This window comes from Streptomyces sp. NPDC085946, from assembly GCF_044540485.1.
GTDB lineage: Bacteria > Actinomycetota > Actinomycetes > Streptomycetales > Streptomycetaceae > Streptomyces.
In genome coordinates this window covers 450,278-466,427 of sequence record NZ_JBITSF010000001.1, presented here as the reverse complement: position 1 = coordinate 466,427, position 16,150 = coordinate 450,278, and the positions used below count along the sequence as shown (strand labels likewise).

The following is a 16,150-nucleotide window of genomic DNA, read 5'->3' as shown; positions in this document are numbered from 1 at the left end:
CGCGGGGTGACCCGCCGCGGGCGGCGCTACCAGCGGGGCAGCGCGGGCGCGTCCCAGCCGGGGTCGGCGACGCGCATGGCGGCCGCGTCGTCGCGGTCCCGCAGGGCGCCGTCGTCCTCCCGCCACCGCCGGTGCAGCGCGGCCAGCCGGTCGCGGTCCAGTTCGACGCCGAGGCCGGGGGCGTCGGGGACGGCGACCCGGCCGCCCTCGAAGGCGAGGCGCTCGGTGAGGACGTCCTCGGACTGCCAGGGGTAGTGGGAGTCGCAGGCGTGGTGGAGGTCCGGCACGGTCGACGCCACGTGGGTCATCGCGGCGAGGCTGATGCCGAGGTGGGTGTTGGAGTGCATCGACACCCCGACGCCGAAGGCCCGGCAGATCGCGGCGAGCCGCTGGGTGTTGCGCAGGCCGCCCCAGTAGTGGTGGTCGGAGAGGACGACCTGGACGGCGTCGCGGGTGAAGGCCTCCCTGATCTCGGCGAAGGTCGTCACGCACATGTTGGTGGCCAGCGGCACCCCGGTCCGCGCGGCGACCTCGGCCATGGCGGGGGTGCCGAGCGCCGGGTCCTCCAGGTACTCCAGGACGCCGCCGAGCTCCCCGGCGACCCGCACCGACGTCTCCACCGACCAGGCGCCGTTGGGGTCGAGCCGCAGCGGGTGCCCGGGGAACGCCTCGGCGAGGGCCCGTACGGCGGCGATCTCCTCGTCGGGCGGGAAGACCCCGCCCTTGAGCTTGAACGAGGTGAAGCCGTACCGCTCGGTGAACCGGCGGGCCTGCGCCACCACGCCCGCCGGGTCGAGGGCGGCCCCCCAGTCGTCCCGCTCGGCCCGGACGCCCTCCGGGTGGGCGGCCCACTTGTAGAACAGGTACGCGCTGTACTCGACGGCGTCGCGGACCTTGCCGCCGAGCAGCGCGTGCACCGGCAGGTCCAGCGCCTTGCCGAGGGCGTCGAGGCAGGCGACCTCGAAGGCGGAGACGACGGACAGCCGCAGCTTGTCCGCGGTCTGCACGCCGCGCAGCCCGCCGACGTCGACGGCGTCCCGGACGCGGGAGGCGTCCACCGCCACCTCGTCGGCGAGCGCGAACAGGCCGTTGAGGTCGCTGACCCGGTGTCCGGCCAGCCGCTCGGCGAACGGGCTGGCCAGTTCCAGGTACTGGGTGTCGCCGTAGGTCTCGCCGACCCCGGTGACGCCGTCGGCGGTGACCAGCTCGACGATCAGCCGGGGCGTGTACGGCTGGTGCACGCCCTGCGTGTTCAGCAGCGGCGGGTCGGCGACGAGGACCGGGGTCAGCCGGACGTCCGTGATGGTCAGGTCGCGGGTCACCGGGCGGCTCCCACGAGGCCGAGGCCGGTGGCGAGGAGGCCGGAGAGCTCGGCGAGGTCGGCGGGCGACGGGTCGGTGAGGGGGGCGCGGACGGGCCCGACCGGGCGGCCGCGCAGCCGGGCCGCGGCCTTCACCAGCGACACCGCATACCCGGGGACGCGGTCGCGCAGTTCGACGAACGGGACGTAGAAGTCGCGCAGCAGTGTGCCGGCCGTGCCGGAGTCGCCGTCGCGCAGGGCCGCGAAGAAGGCGTCCGCGATCTCCGGGGCGAAGGCGTGCACGGCGGAGGAGTAGGCGGGGACGCCGACGGCGGCGTAGGCGCGGGCCTGGATCTCGGCGGTGGCGGCGCCGTTGAAGAACAGGAAGTCCTCCGGGGCGGCGAGGGTGAGGCGTTGCAGCCGGTCCAGGTCGCTGTGGCCGTCCTTGAGGCCGATGACGGTCGGGAGGGCGGCGAGGCGCCGGAGCGAGGCGGTGGTGTAGGCGACCTGGCCGCGCTGGTAGACGACGAGCGGCAGCGGGGTGCGGGCGGCGAGCTGTTCGACCTGGGCGACCAGGCCGTCCTGCGGGGCGGCGACCAGGTAGTGCGGCAGGACGAGCAGCGCGTCGGCGCCGGCCTCCCGGGCGATGCGCGCGAACCGCGCGGCCTGCGCCCAGCCGTAGCCGACCCCCGCGACGACCGGGACGCGGCCCGCCGTCTCCTCGACGGCGGCCGTGACGACCTGCCGGTACTCGTCCTCGTCCAGCGAGAAGAACTCGCCGGTGCCGCAGGCGGGGAAGACGGCGCCGGGCCCGGCGTCCAGCTGGGCGGCGAGGTACGCCCGGTAGCCGTCCGGGTCGAGGGAGCCGTCCGCGTGGAAGCTGGTCAGCGGGAACGACAGGACGCCCCTGGCCATGCCGTCCCGCAGCCACCGCGCCACGGCCGCCGCTCCGGTGTCCCGCTCGGTGTCCATCCGCCGCCATCTCCCCATGTAGATCTCATCCACGTATGAGAATGCAGGTTAGAGAGGCGGACCCGGGCCGTCAACGGCGCGTGCCGATTACGATCGGCGCATGTCTGAGGCAGGCGGCGTCCGCGAGGTCAAGTCGGCGGCGCGCACGGTGGAACTGCTGGAGCTGCTCGCCGCGCGCGGCGACCGCCCGGCACGGCTGCAGGAACTGGCGGACGCGCTGGACGTGCCGCGCAGTTCGATGTACGCGCTGCTGCAGACCCTCGTCTCGCGCGGCTGGGTCCGCACCGACGTCACCGGCTCGCTGTACGGCATCGGCCTCCACGCCCTGCTCACCGGCACCAGCTACCTCGACTCCGACCCGCGCGTGCGTGCCGTGCGGCCCTATCTCGACGAGGCGTCCGAGGCGCTGGGCGAGACCGTCCACATGGGCCGGCTGGACGGCCGGAACGTGGCGTACCTGGCGACGCGGGAGTCCCACGAGTACCTGCGGACCATCAGCCGGGTGGGGCGGCGGCTGCCGGCGCACGCGGGGGCGCTCGGCAAGGCCCTGCTCGCCGAACGCCCGGACCGCGACCTGCCCGAGGGGCCGTACGAGGCGCTGACGCCGAACTCGCACACCAGCCGGGAGTCCCTGACGGCCGACCTCGCCCGGGTGCGGGCGCGGGGCTACTCGGTGGACCGCGAGGAGGGCGTCCCCGGCATCGTCGGCTTCGGCTTCGCCCTGCGCTACGACCGTCCCGCCCAGGACGCGATCAGCTGCTCGGTGCCGGTGGCCCGGCTCACGCCCGGGCACGAGGAGCGGATCGTCGCGGTCATGCGCGAGATCCGGGCGAAGGCGGAGGCGGCGGTCCCGTCCGGCGGCGGGTCGGTGCACTGGCGGTAGCGGCGGCTTTTACCCGAGTCTCCGGGCGTCCAAACCCGGAGTGCCCCGGATCACATCCCCTGCCCTCCCCCGCCCCTCCCCGCGCTTGATACAAAGAGCCCGCGCGTTCCTGTCCGTCGACGGTCGTCGCCCATCTCCCCCGCCGAACCGTCTCTTTCGCATGCCCTGGGAACGCCCGTGTCCGCCCCCCGCACCACCCCCTGGCCCCTCGTCGCCCTGTTCACGGCCGGGTACCTCGCCCCGTACCTGCTGCCGACCACCGTCGGGCGGCTCGACGCCGGGCTGCCGCTCTCCCCGACCCAGGCCGGAGCCGTGGGCAGCGCGCTGCTGCTGAGCTCGGCCGCGGCGGGCTTCCTGCTGGCCTCCCGCGTCGAACGGCTCGGGGCCCGGACCGTCGCGCGCGCCGGTCTCGCGCTGGCCCTGCTCGGCTACGGCGGGGCCGCGCTGACCACCGCCGTCCCGGCGGTCGTCCTCGGCACGGTCGCCGGCGGTTTCGGCTCGGGCACCGCCACCACGGTCGCCGCGACCCGGATCGCGGCCGAGAAGGACCCGCACCGGGCCTCCACGCTCGGGCTGCTCGGCGTCTCCGCCCTCGCGGGCATCGTGTACCTGACGGTTCCGCGGCTCGGCCCGGGCCACGGCCTGCCCCTGGCCGCCCTCGCGCTGACCGCGCTCGCCGTGTGGCCGCTGACCGCCCGGCTCCCCGCGGGCACGGCCTCCGCCCGCGCCTCCCGGCAGGCCGGGCGCCCGCTGCCGCACCGGCGTTCGGGGCTGGTCCTCGCCGCCGCCATGGTGGTCTGGTCGCTCGCCCAGAACGCGCTGTGGGGGGTCAGCGGCCGGATCGGGCTGACGCAGGCCCACCTCGACGAGGCCACCGTCGGGATCGTCTTCGCCGCGGCGCTGGGCGCCGGGCTCCTGGGCGTCCTCGGGGCGGGCGCGCTCGGCGCGCGGCTGGGGCGGGCGGTGCCCGTCGGGGCCGGGACGGTGCTCATCGCCGGCTGCATCGCGGCCAGCGCCGCCGCGACCGACCTGGTGGGCTTCGCGACCGGCGAGATCGCCTGGAACGCGCTCTACCCGGTGGTGCTGTCCTACCTCATCGGCCTCGCCGCCTCGCTCGACCCGCGCGGCCGCTGGGCGGTGCTCGTCGGTTCGGCGTCCTCGCTCGGCACCGCCGCCGGGCCGCTGACCGGCAGCGTGCTGTCGGCACAGGCCGGTTTCCCGGCCATGGGCCTGGTGCTGGGTGCCGGACTGCTCGCGGTCGCCCTGCCGATGACCGCCGTGGCCCTGCACACCGGCGGCCGTCCGCTGCTCGCCGGCACGGTCCGCCGCCGCGGCGGCACCCCGGCGGCCGTGGTCGCCGCGACCACCGGGGCCCCCACCGGCACGGTCCCGGAGATCGGCGCTCCGGAGCAGCCGGTGGTGGAGATCCCGGTGGAGACACCGGCCGTCCCCGCGCAGCGCGCCTACGGCACGGCGGCGGCCGGCCGCGGACCCGGCGCGGGCTGACGACCCGGCGGCTCCGCGGGGCACGGAGCCCGGCCGCCCCCGGCCGGCGCGCCGACGGCACGGTCCGGGCCCGGGGCCCGGCGGTCAGCCGAAGTCGTACGCCTCGACCTCGGCGAGGTAGCGCGCCCGCCGCTCCTCGTCGTCGTCCAGGAACGCGGCGAGGAAGGAGTTGCGGGCCAGTTCGCGCAGGCGGTCGGGGCCGAGGCCCAGGGTGCGGTGGACGGCGTCGAGGTTGTCGCCGGCGTAGCCGCCGAAGTAGGCCGGGTCGTCGGAGTTGACCGTGCACAGCAGGCCCGCGTCGAGCATCGCGGGCAGGGGGTGGTCGGCGAGGGTGTCGACCGTGCGCAGCCGGACGTTGGACAGCGGGCACAGGGTCAGCGGCACCCGCTCGCGCACCAGCCGCTCCACCAGCGCCGGGTCCTCCATGCAGCGCAGGCCGTGGTCGATCCGCTCGACCCCGAGGACGTCCAGGGCCTCGGTGATGTACTCCGGCGGTCCCTCCTCGCCCGCGTGCGCCACCCGGCGCAGGCCCCGTGCGGCGGCCGCCTCGTACACCTCGCGGAACTTCGCCGGCGGGTGCCCCACCTCCGCCGAGTCGAGGCCGACGCCGGTGATCCGGTCCAGGTACGGCGCGGCGGCGTCCAGCGTGGCCATCGCCGACTCGGCGGACTCGTCGCGCAGGAAGCACAGGATCAGCCGGGTGGAGACGCCGTGACGGGCCTCGCCGGTGCCCAGCGCCCGCCACAGCCCCTCGACCACCGTGCCCATGTCCACGCCCCGGGCGAGGTGCGCCTGCGGGTCGAAGAAGATCTCCGCGTGCCGCACGCCCTGCGCGGCGGCCCGCGCGAGGTAGGCGTCGGCGAGGTCCTCGAAGTCCCGCTCGGTGCGCAGGACGGTCATGAGCTCGTAGTACAGGTTCAGGAAGGACTGCAGGTCCTCGAACCGGTACGCCTCGCGGAGCGCGTCCGTGTCGGCGTACGGCAGGGTGACACCGTTGCGCGCGGCGAGCTCGAAGGCCAGCTCGGGTTCCAGGGTGCCTTCGATATGAAGGTGCAGTTCGGCTACGGGGAGGGGCATCGGGATATCGTACGGCCGTTTCACCGACGTTTCGGAACCGGCACCCTCAGCAGGTCGTGCGCCACGGTCAGCTCCCCCTCGAAGCCGGCGGCCCGCGCCTGCCGCTCGAACTCGTCCGGTTCGGTGTAGCGCTGGCTGAAGTGGGTGAGGACGAGGTGGCGCACGCCGGCCTCGCGGGCGGCCCGGGCGGCCTGGCCGGCCGTCAGGTGGCCGTGTTCGGCGGCCAGCGCCTCGTCCTCGTCGAGGAAGGTCGACTCGATGACGAGCAGGTCGCAGCCCTCGGCGAGCGCGTGCACGCCCTCGCACAGCCGGGTGTCCATGACGAACGCGAACCGCTGGCCCCGGCGCACCTCGCTGACCGCTTCGAGGGGGACCCCGTCGAGGACGCCGTCGCGCTGGATGCGGCCGACGTCCGGGCCCTTGATGCCGTGCGCCGCGAGCCGGTCGGGCAGCATGCGGCGGCCGTCGGGCTCGACCAGCCGGTAGCCGTACGACTCCACCGGGTGGGACAGCTTCCGCGCCTCCAGCGTGTACGCGGGCGTCCGTGCGAGGACGCCGTCCCGCGCGACCGGGGCCTCGGTGACGCCGACGGTCTCCCGGTAGGCGGTGGCGTAGCGGAGGCGGTCGAAGAAGCGCTGCCCGGAGCGCGGGTAGTGGGCGGTGACCGGATGCGGCACCTGGTCGAGGTTGATCCGCTGGATCACCCCGGCGAGGCCGAGGCAGTGGTCGCCGTGGAAGTGGGTGACGCAGATCCGGTTCAGGTCGTGCGCGGCGGCACCGGCCCGCAGCATCTGGCGCTGGGTGCCCTCGCCGGGGTCGAAGAGGATGCCCTCGCCGTCCCAGCGCAGCAGGTAGCCGTTGTGGTTGCGGTGCCGGGTCGGGACCTGGCTGGCGGTGCCGAGCACCACCAGTTCGCGTACGGACAAGGCGGTTACCCCGGCGGCCACTGGAGGCCGCGGCCGCCCAGCACGTGGGCGTGCGCGTGCCAGACGGTCTGCCCGGCGCCGCTGCCCGTGTTGAAGACGACGCGGTAGCTCTCCAGCTTGTCCTCGTCGGCGACGGCCTGCGTCTCGCGCAGCACGTCCGCGGCGAGCTCCGGGGCACCGGCGGCGAGCGCGGCCGCGTCCCGGTAGTGCGCCTTGGGGATCACCAGGACGTGGGTGGGCGCCTGGGGGTTGATGTCCCGGAACGCGACCGTGGTGTCCGTCTCGCGGACGACGGTCGCCGGGATCGTGCCCGCGACGATCTTGCAGAACAGGCAGTCGTCCTGCGGCTCCCCTGCCATACGGCCTCCTCCACGCGCTGTGATCGCTCACCGGCATCGTATCCGTCCCGCCCGGCCCGGCGCCGGGCACCGGGGCCGGGCCGGGCGGGCGGGTCCGGCTACGACGGCAGGCCCGGCGGCGTCCTGGCCGGGGTCGCCTCCAGCGCCTCCAGCGCGATCCTGACGGCCTCGTCCAGCTGGACGTCCCGGCCCGCCGCGTGGTCCTGGGGGCGCTGCACGACCTCCACGTCCGGGTCCACGCCGTGGTTCTCCACGCCCCACGCGTGCCCCTCCAGCCAGAAGGCGTACTTGGGCTGGGTGACGAGCGTGCCGTCGACCAGGCGGTAGCGGCTGTCGATGCCGACGACCCCGCCCCAGGTGCGGGTGCCGACGACCGGGCCGAGGCCCAGCGCCTTGATCGCCGCGTTGACGATGTCGCCGTCGGAGCCGGAGAACTCGTTGGCGACCACCACGACCGGGCCGCGGGGCGCGTCCCTGGGGTAGCTCTCGGGCCGCATGCCGCGCGGCACGTCCCAGCCGACGACGCGCCGTGCCAGCTTCTCCACGACCAGCTGGGAGGTGTGCCCGCCGCGGTTCTCCCGGACGTCCACGACGAGGCCCTCCCGCAGCACCTCCACGCGCAGGTCGCGGTGGATCTGCGCCCAGCCGGGCGCCTGCATGTCGGGGACGTGCAGGTAGCCCAGCCGGCCGCCGGACGCCTCGTGCACGCGGGCCCGCCGGCCGGCGACCCAGGCGTGGTACCGCAGCGGCTCCTCGTCGGCGACGGGGACGACCACGGCGTGGCGCACCTCGCCGCCGCCGGACGGGGAGACGGTCAGCTCCACCGGTCTGCCGGCCGTGCCGACCAGCAGCGGGGCGGGGCCGGTCACCGGGTCGACCGGGCGGCCGGCGACCGCGACGATCGCGTCGCCGGGGCGCACCGCGACCCCGGGCGCGGCCAGCGGGCTGCGCGCCTGCGGGTCGGAGGTCTCCGAGGGCAGCACGCGGTCGACGCGCCAGGTGCCGTCCTCGTGGCGGGAGAGGTCGGCGCCGAGCAGGCCCTGCCGGGCGCCGCCGCCGGCGCCGCCGCGCGGGATGACGTACGCGTGCGAGGTGCCGAGCTCGCCCTGCACCTCCCACAGCAGGTCGACCAGGTCGTCGTGGGTGGCGACGCGCTCCAGCACCGGCCGGTAGCGGTCCAGGACGCCGTCCCAGTCGACGCCGCCCATGTCGGGCCGCCAGAAGTGGTCGCGCATGATGCGGCCGGCCTCCTCGTACATCTGCCGCCACTCGGCCGCCGGATCGCAGAACTGGCGGATCCGGCCGAGGTCGACGGTGATGTTGGAGTCGCTGTCGTCGTCGTTGGAGGCGCGCCGGTCGCTGGGCACCACCTTGAGCCGGCCGTCGGTCCACAGCAGGACCCGCTTGCCGTCGCCGCTGACCTCGAAGTGGTCGGCGTCGGCGGCCAGGTGCTCGATCCGCTGCTGGGCGAGGTCGTAGCGCTCCAGCTCGGTCTTGGGGTCGGGGTCGTCCGGGGTGGCGCGGGAGGCGCCGAGCACGCCGGTCACCGGGTGCCGCAGCCACAGCACGCCGTCCTTGGCGGCCCGCAGGTGGGAGTAGCGGGCGGCCTCCACCGGGAACGGCACGATCCGGTCGGCGAGGCCGTCGAGGTCGATGCGGGTGGCCGGGGTGCCCTCGCTGTCCGGGGTCTCGTCCCGGTCGGGGGCCTCGAAGGGGCGGCCGTGCCGCTGCGGCCCGAACGGGGACGGGGTGGTCGCCGCGAGCGTGATGAGGTGCGGGCGGGCGCCCTCGACGAAGGCCAGGTCGAAGACGTGCTCGTCGTAGACCGGGTCGAAGGAGCGGGTGGACAGGAACGCGAGGTGCTTGCCGTCGGCGGTGAAGGCGGGCGCGTAGTCCTGGAAGCGCAGCGGGGTCGCCTCGGTGACCGACAGGTCGGTGGTGCCGGCGATCCTGAGCTGGCTCAGCGGGCGCGGACCGGGGTGGGACCAGGCCAGCCAGGCGGAGTCCGGGGAGAACACCGGTCCGGAGACGTCCCCGTCCTCGCTGCGGTCGACCTCGCGCACCTCGCCGGTCTCGCGTTCGACGAGGAGCAGGCGCCCGTCGTGCGAGGCGACCGCGGCCCGGCTGCCGTCGGGCGCCACGGCGAGGGCGAGGACCCGGCCCAGCCGCCCGGCGGCGATCCGGCGCGGCGTCGCCCCGGGAGTGAGTCCGGTGGCGGGCGCGAACTCCAGGGCGTCGTCGCCCTCGGCGTCCGTCACCCACACCACCCACTCCTCGCCGTCCGCCCGGAAGGTCCGCGGCAGCCGGGCCCGCACGCCGGGCGTCGCGGCGAGCGCGCGGGCCGGGCCGGAGCGGTGGGTGATCCAGTGCACCGCCCCGCGGACGCAGACGGCGCTGCCGCGCGCGGTGTGGTCCGGGGAGGCCGAGCCGAACCAGCGGGCGGCGTTCACCGGGAACGGCCGCAGGCCGGTGCGCTGCCCGCCGAGCCGCACGTCGAGCCGCCGCGGCTCGGCCCCGTCCAGGTCGTCCAGCAGCCACAGCCCGCCCGCGCTGGAGTAGACGACGCGGGAGCCGTCGCCGGCGGCGTGCCGGGCGTAGAAGCCCTCCAGCGGGGTGTGCCGGCGCAGGTCCGACCCGTCGGCGAGGGAGGAGTACAGCGCGCCGGTGCCCTCGTGGTCGGAGAGGAAGGCGATCCGGTCACCGGCCCACAGGGGGTACTCGATGTTGCCGTCCAGCTCCTCGTGGAGCCGTACGAACTCCCCGTCCCCCCGGCGGTCGATCCACAGCTTGCCCGCCGTGCCGCCCCGGTACCGCTTCCACCAGGCCGCCTCGCGGCCCATCGACACGGAGAGCAGCACGGTGTGCGGCCCGTACGCGACGTCGCCGACGGGCCCGTGGGGCAGGGTGCCGGCCGGTCCGCCGTCGAGCGGGACGGCGTGCGCCCAGGTGCGGCGCAGGCTCGCCCGGCCGTGGGCGGTCAGGGCGAGCACCCGCCCGTCGGGTGTCCAGCCCCGTACCTGCGTCCGCCAGTTGCCCCAGTGGGTCAGGCGCTCGGAGGGGCCGCCGTCGACGGGGGCGACGTGCACCTCGGGGGCGCCGTCGCGGGTGGAGGTCCAGGCGACGGTGGTGCCGTCGGGCGAGACGCGCGGCTGGGTCACCGGCACGTTGTCGGCGCTGACCCGCCAGGCCCGCCCGCCGTCGAGGGGCGCGAGCCACACGTCGTCCTCGGCGGTGAAGGCGACCAGGTCACCGTGCACGTGGGGGAAGCGGAGATACGCGGGCGCTGCGGACTGTGTCACCCGATCACCCTCTGCAGGCACGGAGTTCGCGGACAGTGGTCCGGACCGGTTCCGGGACGCCCCGACGGCACGTCACTTGCCCTGCACGGGCTGGCACTTGGGGTACTGCTGGCACCAGACGGTCGTCGTGACGGTCACGGTGACGGTGGGTCCGGGCCGTCCGTCACCGCCGCCGCCGGGGCCGCCGACCGGCGGGGCGCTGGTGGCGTCGCAGTCACCGAGCCCCTTGACGTCGAACCACACCTTGCCGTCGACCTTCGCGGTGAGGTGACCGCGGACGCAGGCGCCGTTCACCGCGTGGGTGACCTCGCCGTCGACGGTGATCTCCTTGCCGTCGTCGGTCTCGCCCCGGCAGTCGACGGTGGCGACGGTGTCCTCGCTCGCGGAGGGCGAGGCGTCCTCGTCGCTGCCGTAGGAGGCGGTGCAGCTGAGCCAGCGCACGCCCGCCTTCTGCCGGTTGAGCTCCTTGGTCACGGCCTCGTCGGTCGTGTACGCCACGGCCGCCGAGCTCAGCCCGCCGCCCGGCTCGCACGCCACGGCACCGCCCGCGACGACGACCACCAGTCCCGCCACGGCCACCGCCCCGGCTCCGCGCGGCCGCTGCAGAATCCGCCTCAACGCCCCCATGAAGGGCAGCCTGCCACCGACACGCGCGCCGCGGAAGAGCGCATACGGCCACTCCGGGCTCCCGCACGCCCCCGCCGGGCGACGCCCGACCCGCCCGTGACGCACGGGCGTTGGCGCCGGGCCCCGTCGGGCCGGGCGGCAGCGGTCAGGACCAGCGGCCCGTGCGCCCCAGCAGCAGGGCCGCCGCCGCGGTCCCGGCGGTCGAGGTGCGCAGCACGCTGCGGCCCAGCCGGTACGCCGTCGCGCCCGCCTCCGTGAAGAGCGCCAACTCCTCGGGGGCGACGCCCCCTTCGGGGCCGACGACCAGCACGATGTCACCGGAGGCGGGGAGAGCGGCCGTGGCCAGCGGCTCCGCGCCGGTCTCGTGCAGGACGGCGGCGAAGTCCGCTCCCGCGAGCAAGGCGGCGACGTGCTTGGTGGTCGCCTGGTCCGCGACCTCGGGGAACCGCACCCGGCGGGACTGCTTGCCGGCCTCCCGGGCCGTCGCCCGCCACTTGGCCAGGGCCTTCTGCCCCCGCTCGCCCTTCCACTGCGTGATGCAGCGCGCCGCCGCCCACGGCACGATCGCGTCGACGCCGACCTCGGTCATCGTCTCGACGGCCAGCTCGCCCCGGTCGCCCTTGGGCAGCGCCTGGACGACGGTGATGCGGGGCTCCTCGGGCGGCTCCTCGGACACCGCCTCCACCTGGACGACCAGCCGGTCCTTGCCCTCCGTGTCGAGCACCACGCAGTCCGCCCAGCGCCCGGCCCCGTCGGTGAGGACGACGTCCTCACCGGCCCGCAGCCGCTTCACGGAGACGGCGTGCCTGCCCTCCGGGCCGTCGAGCACGTAACGGCCGCCGCGGCCCGCGTCGAAGTGGTCCACCACGAACACCGGCGCGGTCATCGGCCCGCACCTCCCGCCGGGAAGGACGACAACGCCGTCCGCGCGGCCGCGAGTTCACCGGCCAGCACCTCCACCAGCTGCCCGGCCGGCAGCTCCCGGGCCATCCGGTGCCCCTGCCCCGCCCACAGCGCCATGCCCTGGGCGTCGCCCGCCTCGGCGGCGGCCTTGCGCAGCGGCGCGGTGAGGTGGTGGACCTCCGGGTAGGCGGCGGGCGCGTACGGGCCGTGCTCGCGCAGGAAGCGGTTGACCAGGCCGCGGGCGGGCCGTCCGGAGAAGGCCCGGGTCAGTTCCGTGCGGACGAAGAGCGGGTTGGTCAGCGCCCGCTTGTGCAGGGCGTGCGCGCCGGACTCGTGGGTGGCGAGGAACGCCGTGCCGAGCTGTGCCGCGCTCGCGCCCGCCGCGAGGACCGCGGCGATCTGGCAGCCGCGCATGATGCCGCCGGCGGCGACGACCGGGATGCCGACGGCCTCCCTGACCTGGGCGACCAGCGAGAGCAGCCCGAGCCCGGTCCCGTCCGTCTCCGGGACGTCCCGGTGGGTGCCCTGGTGGCCGCCCGCCTCGACGCCCTGCGCGATCACCGCGTCCGCCCCGGCGCGCTCCACGGCGCGGGCCTCCTCGGCGGTGGTCGCGGTGACCAGGACGAAGGTGCCGGCGCGGTGCAGGGAGTCGACGACCTCGCGGCTCGGCGCGCCGAAGTGGAACGACACCACCGGCACCGGGTTGTCCAGGAGCACGGCGAGCTTGGCCTCGAAGCCGTCGTCCCGGCCGCTCTCGGGGTCGCCGAGCTCCGTCCCGTACCAGGCGGCCTCGCCGGACAGCTGGTGGGCGTAGACGTCCACGGCGGCGGCGCAGGAGGGCGCGGCGTCGGCCGCCCCGGTGGAGCCGGTGCCCGCGGGGTGCTCCGGCTGCGGCAGGAACAGGTTCACGCCGAACGGCCGGCCCGTCAGGCTCCGCAGCTGCTTGATCTCCTGGTACATCCCGTCGGCGGTCTTGTACCCGGCGGCCAGGAACCCGAGCCCGCCCGCCTCGGACACGGCGGCGGCGAGCCGCGGCACGGAGACGCCGCCCGCCATGGGGGCCTGCACGATCGGGTGGGGGAAGAGATCGGTCAGTGCGGAGGACATGACGGCATGGTGTCACGCCCTCCGGCCACGTCCGAATCCGGCCCTCGGCCGGTCCGGGCCGCCGTCGCGGGCGGCGCCGGACCGCCGGCGGGAGCCGGTCTCAGCGCCCGTTGAAGGCGTCCTTCAACCGCGAGAACAGGCCCTGCTGCCCGGGCTGGAACTGCCCCTGGGGGCGCTCCTCGCCGCGCAGCTTCGCCAGCTCGCGCAGCAGGCGCTCCTGCTCCGGGTCGAGCTTGCTGGGGGTCTGCACCTCGACGTGGACGATGAGGTCGCCGCGGCCGCCGCCGCGCAGGTGGGTCACGCCCCGGCCGTGCAGCGGGATCGACTGCCCGGACTGGGTGCCGGGCCGGATGTCGACCTCCTCCATGCCGTCGAGCGTCTCCAGCGGCACCTTGGTGCCGAGGGCCGCCGCCGTCATGGGCAGGGTCACCGTGCAGTGCAGGTCGTCGCCGCGCCGCTGGAAGGTCGGGTGCGGCAGCTCGTGGATCTCGACGTACAGGTCGCCGGCGGGACCGCCGCCGGGCCCGACCTCGCCCTCGCCGGCGAGCTGGATGCGCGTGCCGTTGTCGACACCGGCGGGGATCTTCACGGTGAGCGTGCGGCGGGAGCGGACCCGGCCGTCGCCCGCGCACTCGGGGCACGGCGTCGGCACGACGGTGCCGAAGCCCTGGCACTGCGGGCAGGGGCGCGAGGTCATGACCTGGCCGAGGAAGGACCGGGTGACCTGGGAGACCTCGCCGCGGCCGCGGCACATGTCGCACGTCTGGGCGGTGGTGCCGGGCGCCGCGCCCTCACCGCTGCAGGTGGTGCAGACGACGGCCGTGTCGACCTGGAGGTCCTTCGTGGTGCCGAAGGCGGCCTCGTCGAGCTCGACCTCGATGCGGATCATCGCGTCCTGGCCGCGGCGGGTGCGCGAGCGCGGACCGCGCTGCGACGCCGTGCCGAAGAACGCGTCCATGATGTCGGAGAAGTTCCCGAAGCCGCCGGCCCCGAAGCCGCCCGCGCCGGCGCCGCCGGACTGCGAGAGCGGGTCGCCGCCGAGGTCGTAGACCTGCTTCTTCTGCGGGTCCGACAGCACCTCGTAGGCGGCGTTGATCTCCTTGAACCGCTCCTGGGTCTTCGGATCGGGGTTGACGTCCGGGTGCAGCTCGCGCGCGAGCCGCCGGAAGGCCTTCTTGATCTCTTCCTGCGACGCGTCGCGGCGCACGCCGAGTACGGCGTAGTAGTCCGTGGCCACTACGACTCCGCCAGGATCTGTCCGACGTACCGTGCCACTGCGCGTACCGCTCCCATCGTTCCCGGGTAGTCCATGCGGGTCGGTCCGACCACGCCGAGCTTGGCGACTGCCTCGCCGCCCGAACCGTAGCCGACCGACACGACGGACGTGGAGTTGAGTCCTTCGTGGGCGTTCTCGTGACCGATGCGGACGGTCACGCCCGGATCCTTGGCCTCGCCGAGCAGCTTGAGGAGCACGACCTGCTCCTCCAGCGCCTCCAGCACCGGCCGGATCGTGAGGGGGAAGTCGTGCCCGAAGCGGGTCAGATTGGCGGTGCCGCCGATCATCAGCCGCTCCTCGTTCTCCTCGACCAGCGTCTCCAGCAGGGTGGAGAGCACCGTCGAGACCGTACCGCGGTCCTCGACCTCGAACGCGTCCGGCAGGTCCTCCACCAGCGTGGGCACGTCCGTGAACCGGCGGCCCGCGACCCGGCTGTTGAGCCGCGCGCGCAGGTCCGCCAGCGACGTCTCGCCGAACGGCGCCGGGCAGTCGACCACCCGCTGCTCCACCCGTCCGGTGTCCGTGATCAGCACCAGCATCACCCGCGCGGGGGCCAGCGACAGCAGTTCCACGTGCCGCACGGTCGACCGCGTCAGCGACGGGTACTGCACCACGGCGACCTGCCGGGTCAGCTGCGCGAGCAGCCGCACCGTGCGGGCCACCACGTCGTCCAGGTCGACGGCGCCCTCGAGGAAGTTCTGGATGGCCCGCCGCTCGGGCGCGGTCATCGGCTTGACACCGGCCAGCTTGTCGACGAACAGGCGGTAGCCCTTGTCGGTGGGGATCCGCCCGGCGCTGGTGTGCGGCTGGGCGATGTACCCCTCCTCCTCCAGGGCCGCCATGTCGTTGCGCACGGTGGCCGGGGAGACCCCCAGGTTGTGCCGCTCGGTGAGCGCCTTCGAGCCGACGGGCTCCTCGGTGCCGACGTAGTCCTGGACGATGGCGCGCAGCACCTGAAGCCTGCGTTCACTGAGCATCCGCGCACACCTCCAGAAGTCGTCCGCCTGGTGTCCTGCCTCCGCCTGACACTGCCTGGCACTCGGCGCGTGGGAGTGCCAGACCTCCCCGGCCCAGTGTACGGCTGTGGGGTACGGCACGGGCAAGGCCGGGGCCGCGCGGCCCTGCCCACGGGGCCCGTGCCCGCTAGCGTCGCCGTATGACGGTGACTTGGGAAGAGCTGGGATGGGAGCGGGTCGCGGCCGGGGTGGGGCGGTGCCGGCTGCCGGTGTGGGACTGCACGGCAGGGCTGGTCGTGGGCGGGGGCGCGGCGCTGCTGATCGACGCGGGGTCCGGCCTGGCGGAGGGGGCGCGGCTGCGCGTCCAGGCGGAGCGGCTGGCCGGTCACCGTGTGACGCATCTCGCGCTGACCCACCCCCACTTCGACCACGTCCTCGGCTCGGCGGCGTTCGCGGGCGCGGAGGTGTACGGGGCGGTGGGCGTGGACGGGGTGTTCACGCGCACGCGGGACCGCGAGGAGCTGCGCGCGGACGCGGTGCGGCACGGAATGGAGGCGCGCCGGGCCGAGGAGGCCGTCGACGCGTTGACCGCGCCCCGCCACCTGGTCTCCGGCGAGTGGACCCTCGACCTGGGCGCCGGCCGGCAGGTCCTGCTGGCGAACGTGGGGCCGGGGCACACCGCGCACGACCTGGCCGTGCTGGTGCCGGGCACCCCGGAGGTCGTCTTCTGCGGCGACCTGGTCGAGGAGTCCGGCGAGCCGCAGGCGGGCCCGGACGCCGTGCCGTCGCGGTGGCCGGCGGCCCTGGACCGCCTGCTGGCACTGGGCGGCGAGGACGCGCTGTACGTGCCCGGTCACGGAGCGGTGGTGGACGCGGCGTTCGTCCGGGCGCAACGGGACGCGCTGGCCGAGCGGTTCGGCGTGTCTCCGTGATCGCGGCCGGGCTTCTCCTATCGTCAT

General features: G+C 75.4%; 14 protein-coding genes. 3 read left to right on the top strand and 11 right to left on the bottom strand.

Translation table 11 applies throughout. From position 1 onward, the window contains the following. Positions 1-26: 26 nt before the first annotated feature. On the bottom strand, positions 27-1,322 hold the full coding sequence (locus ACIF8T_RS01995) for a glucarate dehydratase family protein (protein ID WP_400030129.1): 1,296 nt from the start codon (positions 1,320-1,322) through the stop codon (positions 27-29). Further along, complete coding sequence (locus ACIF8T_RS01990) at positions 1,319-2,272, bottom strand: 5-dehydro-4-deoxyglucarate dehydratase (RefSeq protein ID WP_400030127.1); 954 nt, start codon at positions 2,270-2,272, stop codon at positions 1,319-1,321. The genes ACIF8T_RS01995 and ACIF8T_RS01990 overlap by 4 nt, the downstream gene beginning before the upstream one ends. Positions 2,273-2,372: 100 nt before the next feature. Between ACIF8T_RS01990 and ACIF8T_RS01985 the strand changes: the two genes are divergently transcribed. Together ACIF8T_RS01985 and ACIF8T_RS01980 are read left to right on the top strand one after the other, a co-directional pair. Beyond that, positions 2,373-3,155 (top strand): IclR family transcriptional regulator, encoded by a 783-nt coding sequence (locus ACIF8T_RS01985; RefSeq protein WP_400030125.1) that lies wholly within the window; start codon positions 2,373-2,375, stop codon positions 3,153-3,155. A gap of 177 nt (positions 3,156-3,332) precedes the next feature. Next, a complete protein-coding gene (locus ACIF8T_RS01980) occupies positions 3,333-4,661 on the top strand; it encodes an MFS transporter (protein ID WP_400030123.1) in 1,329 nt (442 codons plus the stop codon). 84 nt (positions 4,662-4,745) lie between these two features. Here the strand turns inward: ACIF8T_RS01980 and ACIF8T_RS01975 are convergent, their stop codons facing one another. The 9 genes from ACIF8T_RS01975 to hrcA all read right to left on the bottom strand — a co-directional run bounded on the left by ACIF8T_RS01975 (position 4,746) and on the right by hrcA (position 15,212). Next, on the bottom strand, positions 4,746-5,738 hold the full coding sequence (locus ACIF8T_RS01975) for an adenosine deaminase (RefSeq protein WP_400030121.1): 993 nt from the start codon (positions 5,736-5,738) through the stop codon (positions 4,746-4,748). A 20-nt stretch (positions 5,739-5,758) separates the two neighbouring features. Further along, a complete protein-coding gene (locus tag ACIF8T_RS01970) occupies positions 5,759-6,664 on the bottom strand; it encodes a ribonuclease Z (protein ID WP_400030119.1) in 906 nt (301 codons plus the stop codon). A 5-nt stretch (positions 6,665-6,669) separates the two neighbouring features. Continuing rightward, positions 6,670-7,023 carry a histidine triad nucleotide-binding protein gene (locus ACIF8T_RS01965; protein WP_400030117.1) on the bottom strand — a complete coding sequence of 118 codons (354 nt, stop codon included), beginning with the start codon at positions 7,021-7,023 and terminating at the stop codon, positions 6,670-6,672. Positions 7,024-7,121: 98 nt separating this feature from the next. Then, positions 7,122-10,322, bottom strand: coding sequence for a S41 family peptidase (locus ACIF8T_RS01960; protein ID WP_400030115.1), 3,201 nt, complete (start codon positions 10,320-10,322; stop codon positions 7,122-7,124). A gap of 72 nt (positions 10,323-10,394) precedes the next feature. Beyond that, positions 10,395-10,949 (bottom strand): hypothetical protein, encoded by a 555-nt coding sequence (locus tag ACIF8T_RS01955; protein WP_400030114.1) that lies wholly within the window; start codon positions 10,947-10,949, stop codon positions 10,395-10,397. A gap of 145 nt (positions 10,950-11,094) precedes the next feature. After that, positions 11,095-11,835, bottom strand: coding sequence for a 16S rRNA (uracil(1498)-N(3))-methyltransferase (locus ACIF8T_RS01950; RefSeq protein WP_400030112.1), 741 nt, complete (start codon positions 11,833-11,835; stop codon positions 11,095-11,097). Further along, entirely contained in the window at positions 11,832-12,959 is a 1,128-nt protein-coding gene (locus ACIF8T_RS01945) for a nitronate monooxygenase (RefSeq protein ID WP_400030110.1), read from the bottom strand. Before ACIF8T_RS01945 ends, ACIF8T_RS01950 begins: the two co-directional genes overlap by 4 nt. Before the next feature lie 100 nt (positions 12,960-13,059). Beyond that, positions 13,060-14,196, bottom strand: a complete 1,137-nt coding sequence (gene dnaJ, locus ACIF8T_RS01940; RefSeq protein WP_400030108.1) for a molecular chaperone DnaJ — start codon at positions 14,194-14,196, stop codon at positions 13,060-13,062. After that, positions 14,196-15,212 carry a heat-inducible transcriptional repressor HrcA gene (hrcA, locus tag ACIF8T_RS01935; protein ID WP_400030106.1) on the bottom strand — a complete coding sequence of 339 codons (1,017 nt, stop codon included), beginning with the start codon at positions 15,210-15,212 and terminating at the stop codon, positions 14,196-14,198. The genes dnaJ and hrcA overlap by 1 nt, the downstream gene beginning before the upstream one ends. Before the next feature lie 179 nt (positions 15,213-15,391). Between hrcA and ACIF8T_RS01930 the strand changes: the two genes are divergently transcribed. Then, the gene (locus ACIF8T_RS01930) at positions 15,392-16,123 is read left to right on the top strand and encodes an MBL fold metallo-hydrolase (protein WP_400030104.1); all 732 of its coding nucleotides are present in this window, start codon (positions 15,392-15,394) and stop codon (positions 16,121-16,123) included. Positions 16,124-16,150 lie beyond the last annotated feature (27 nt).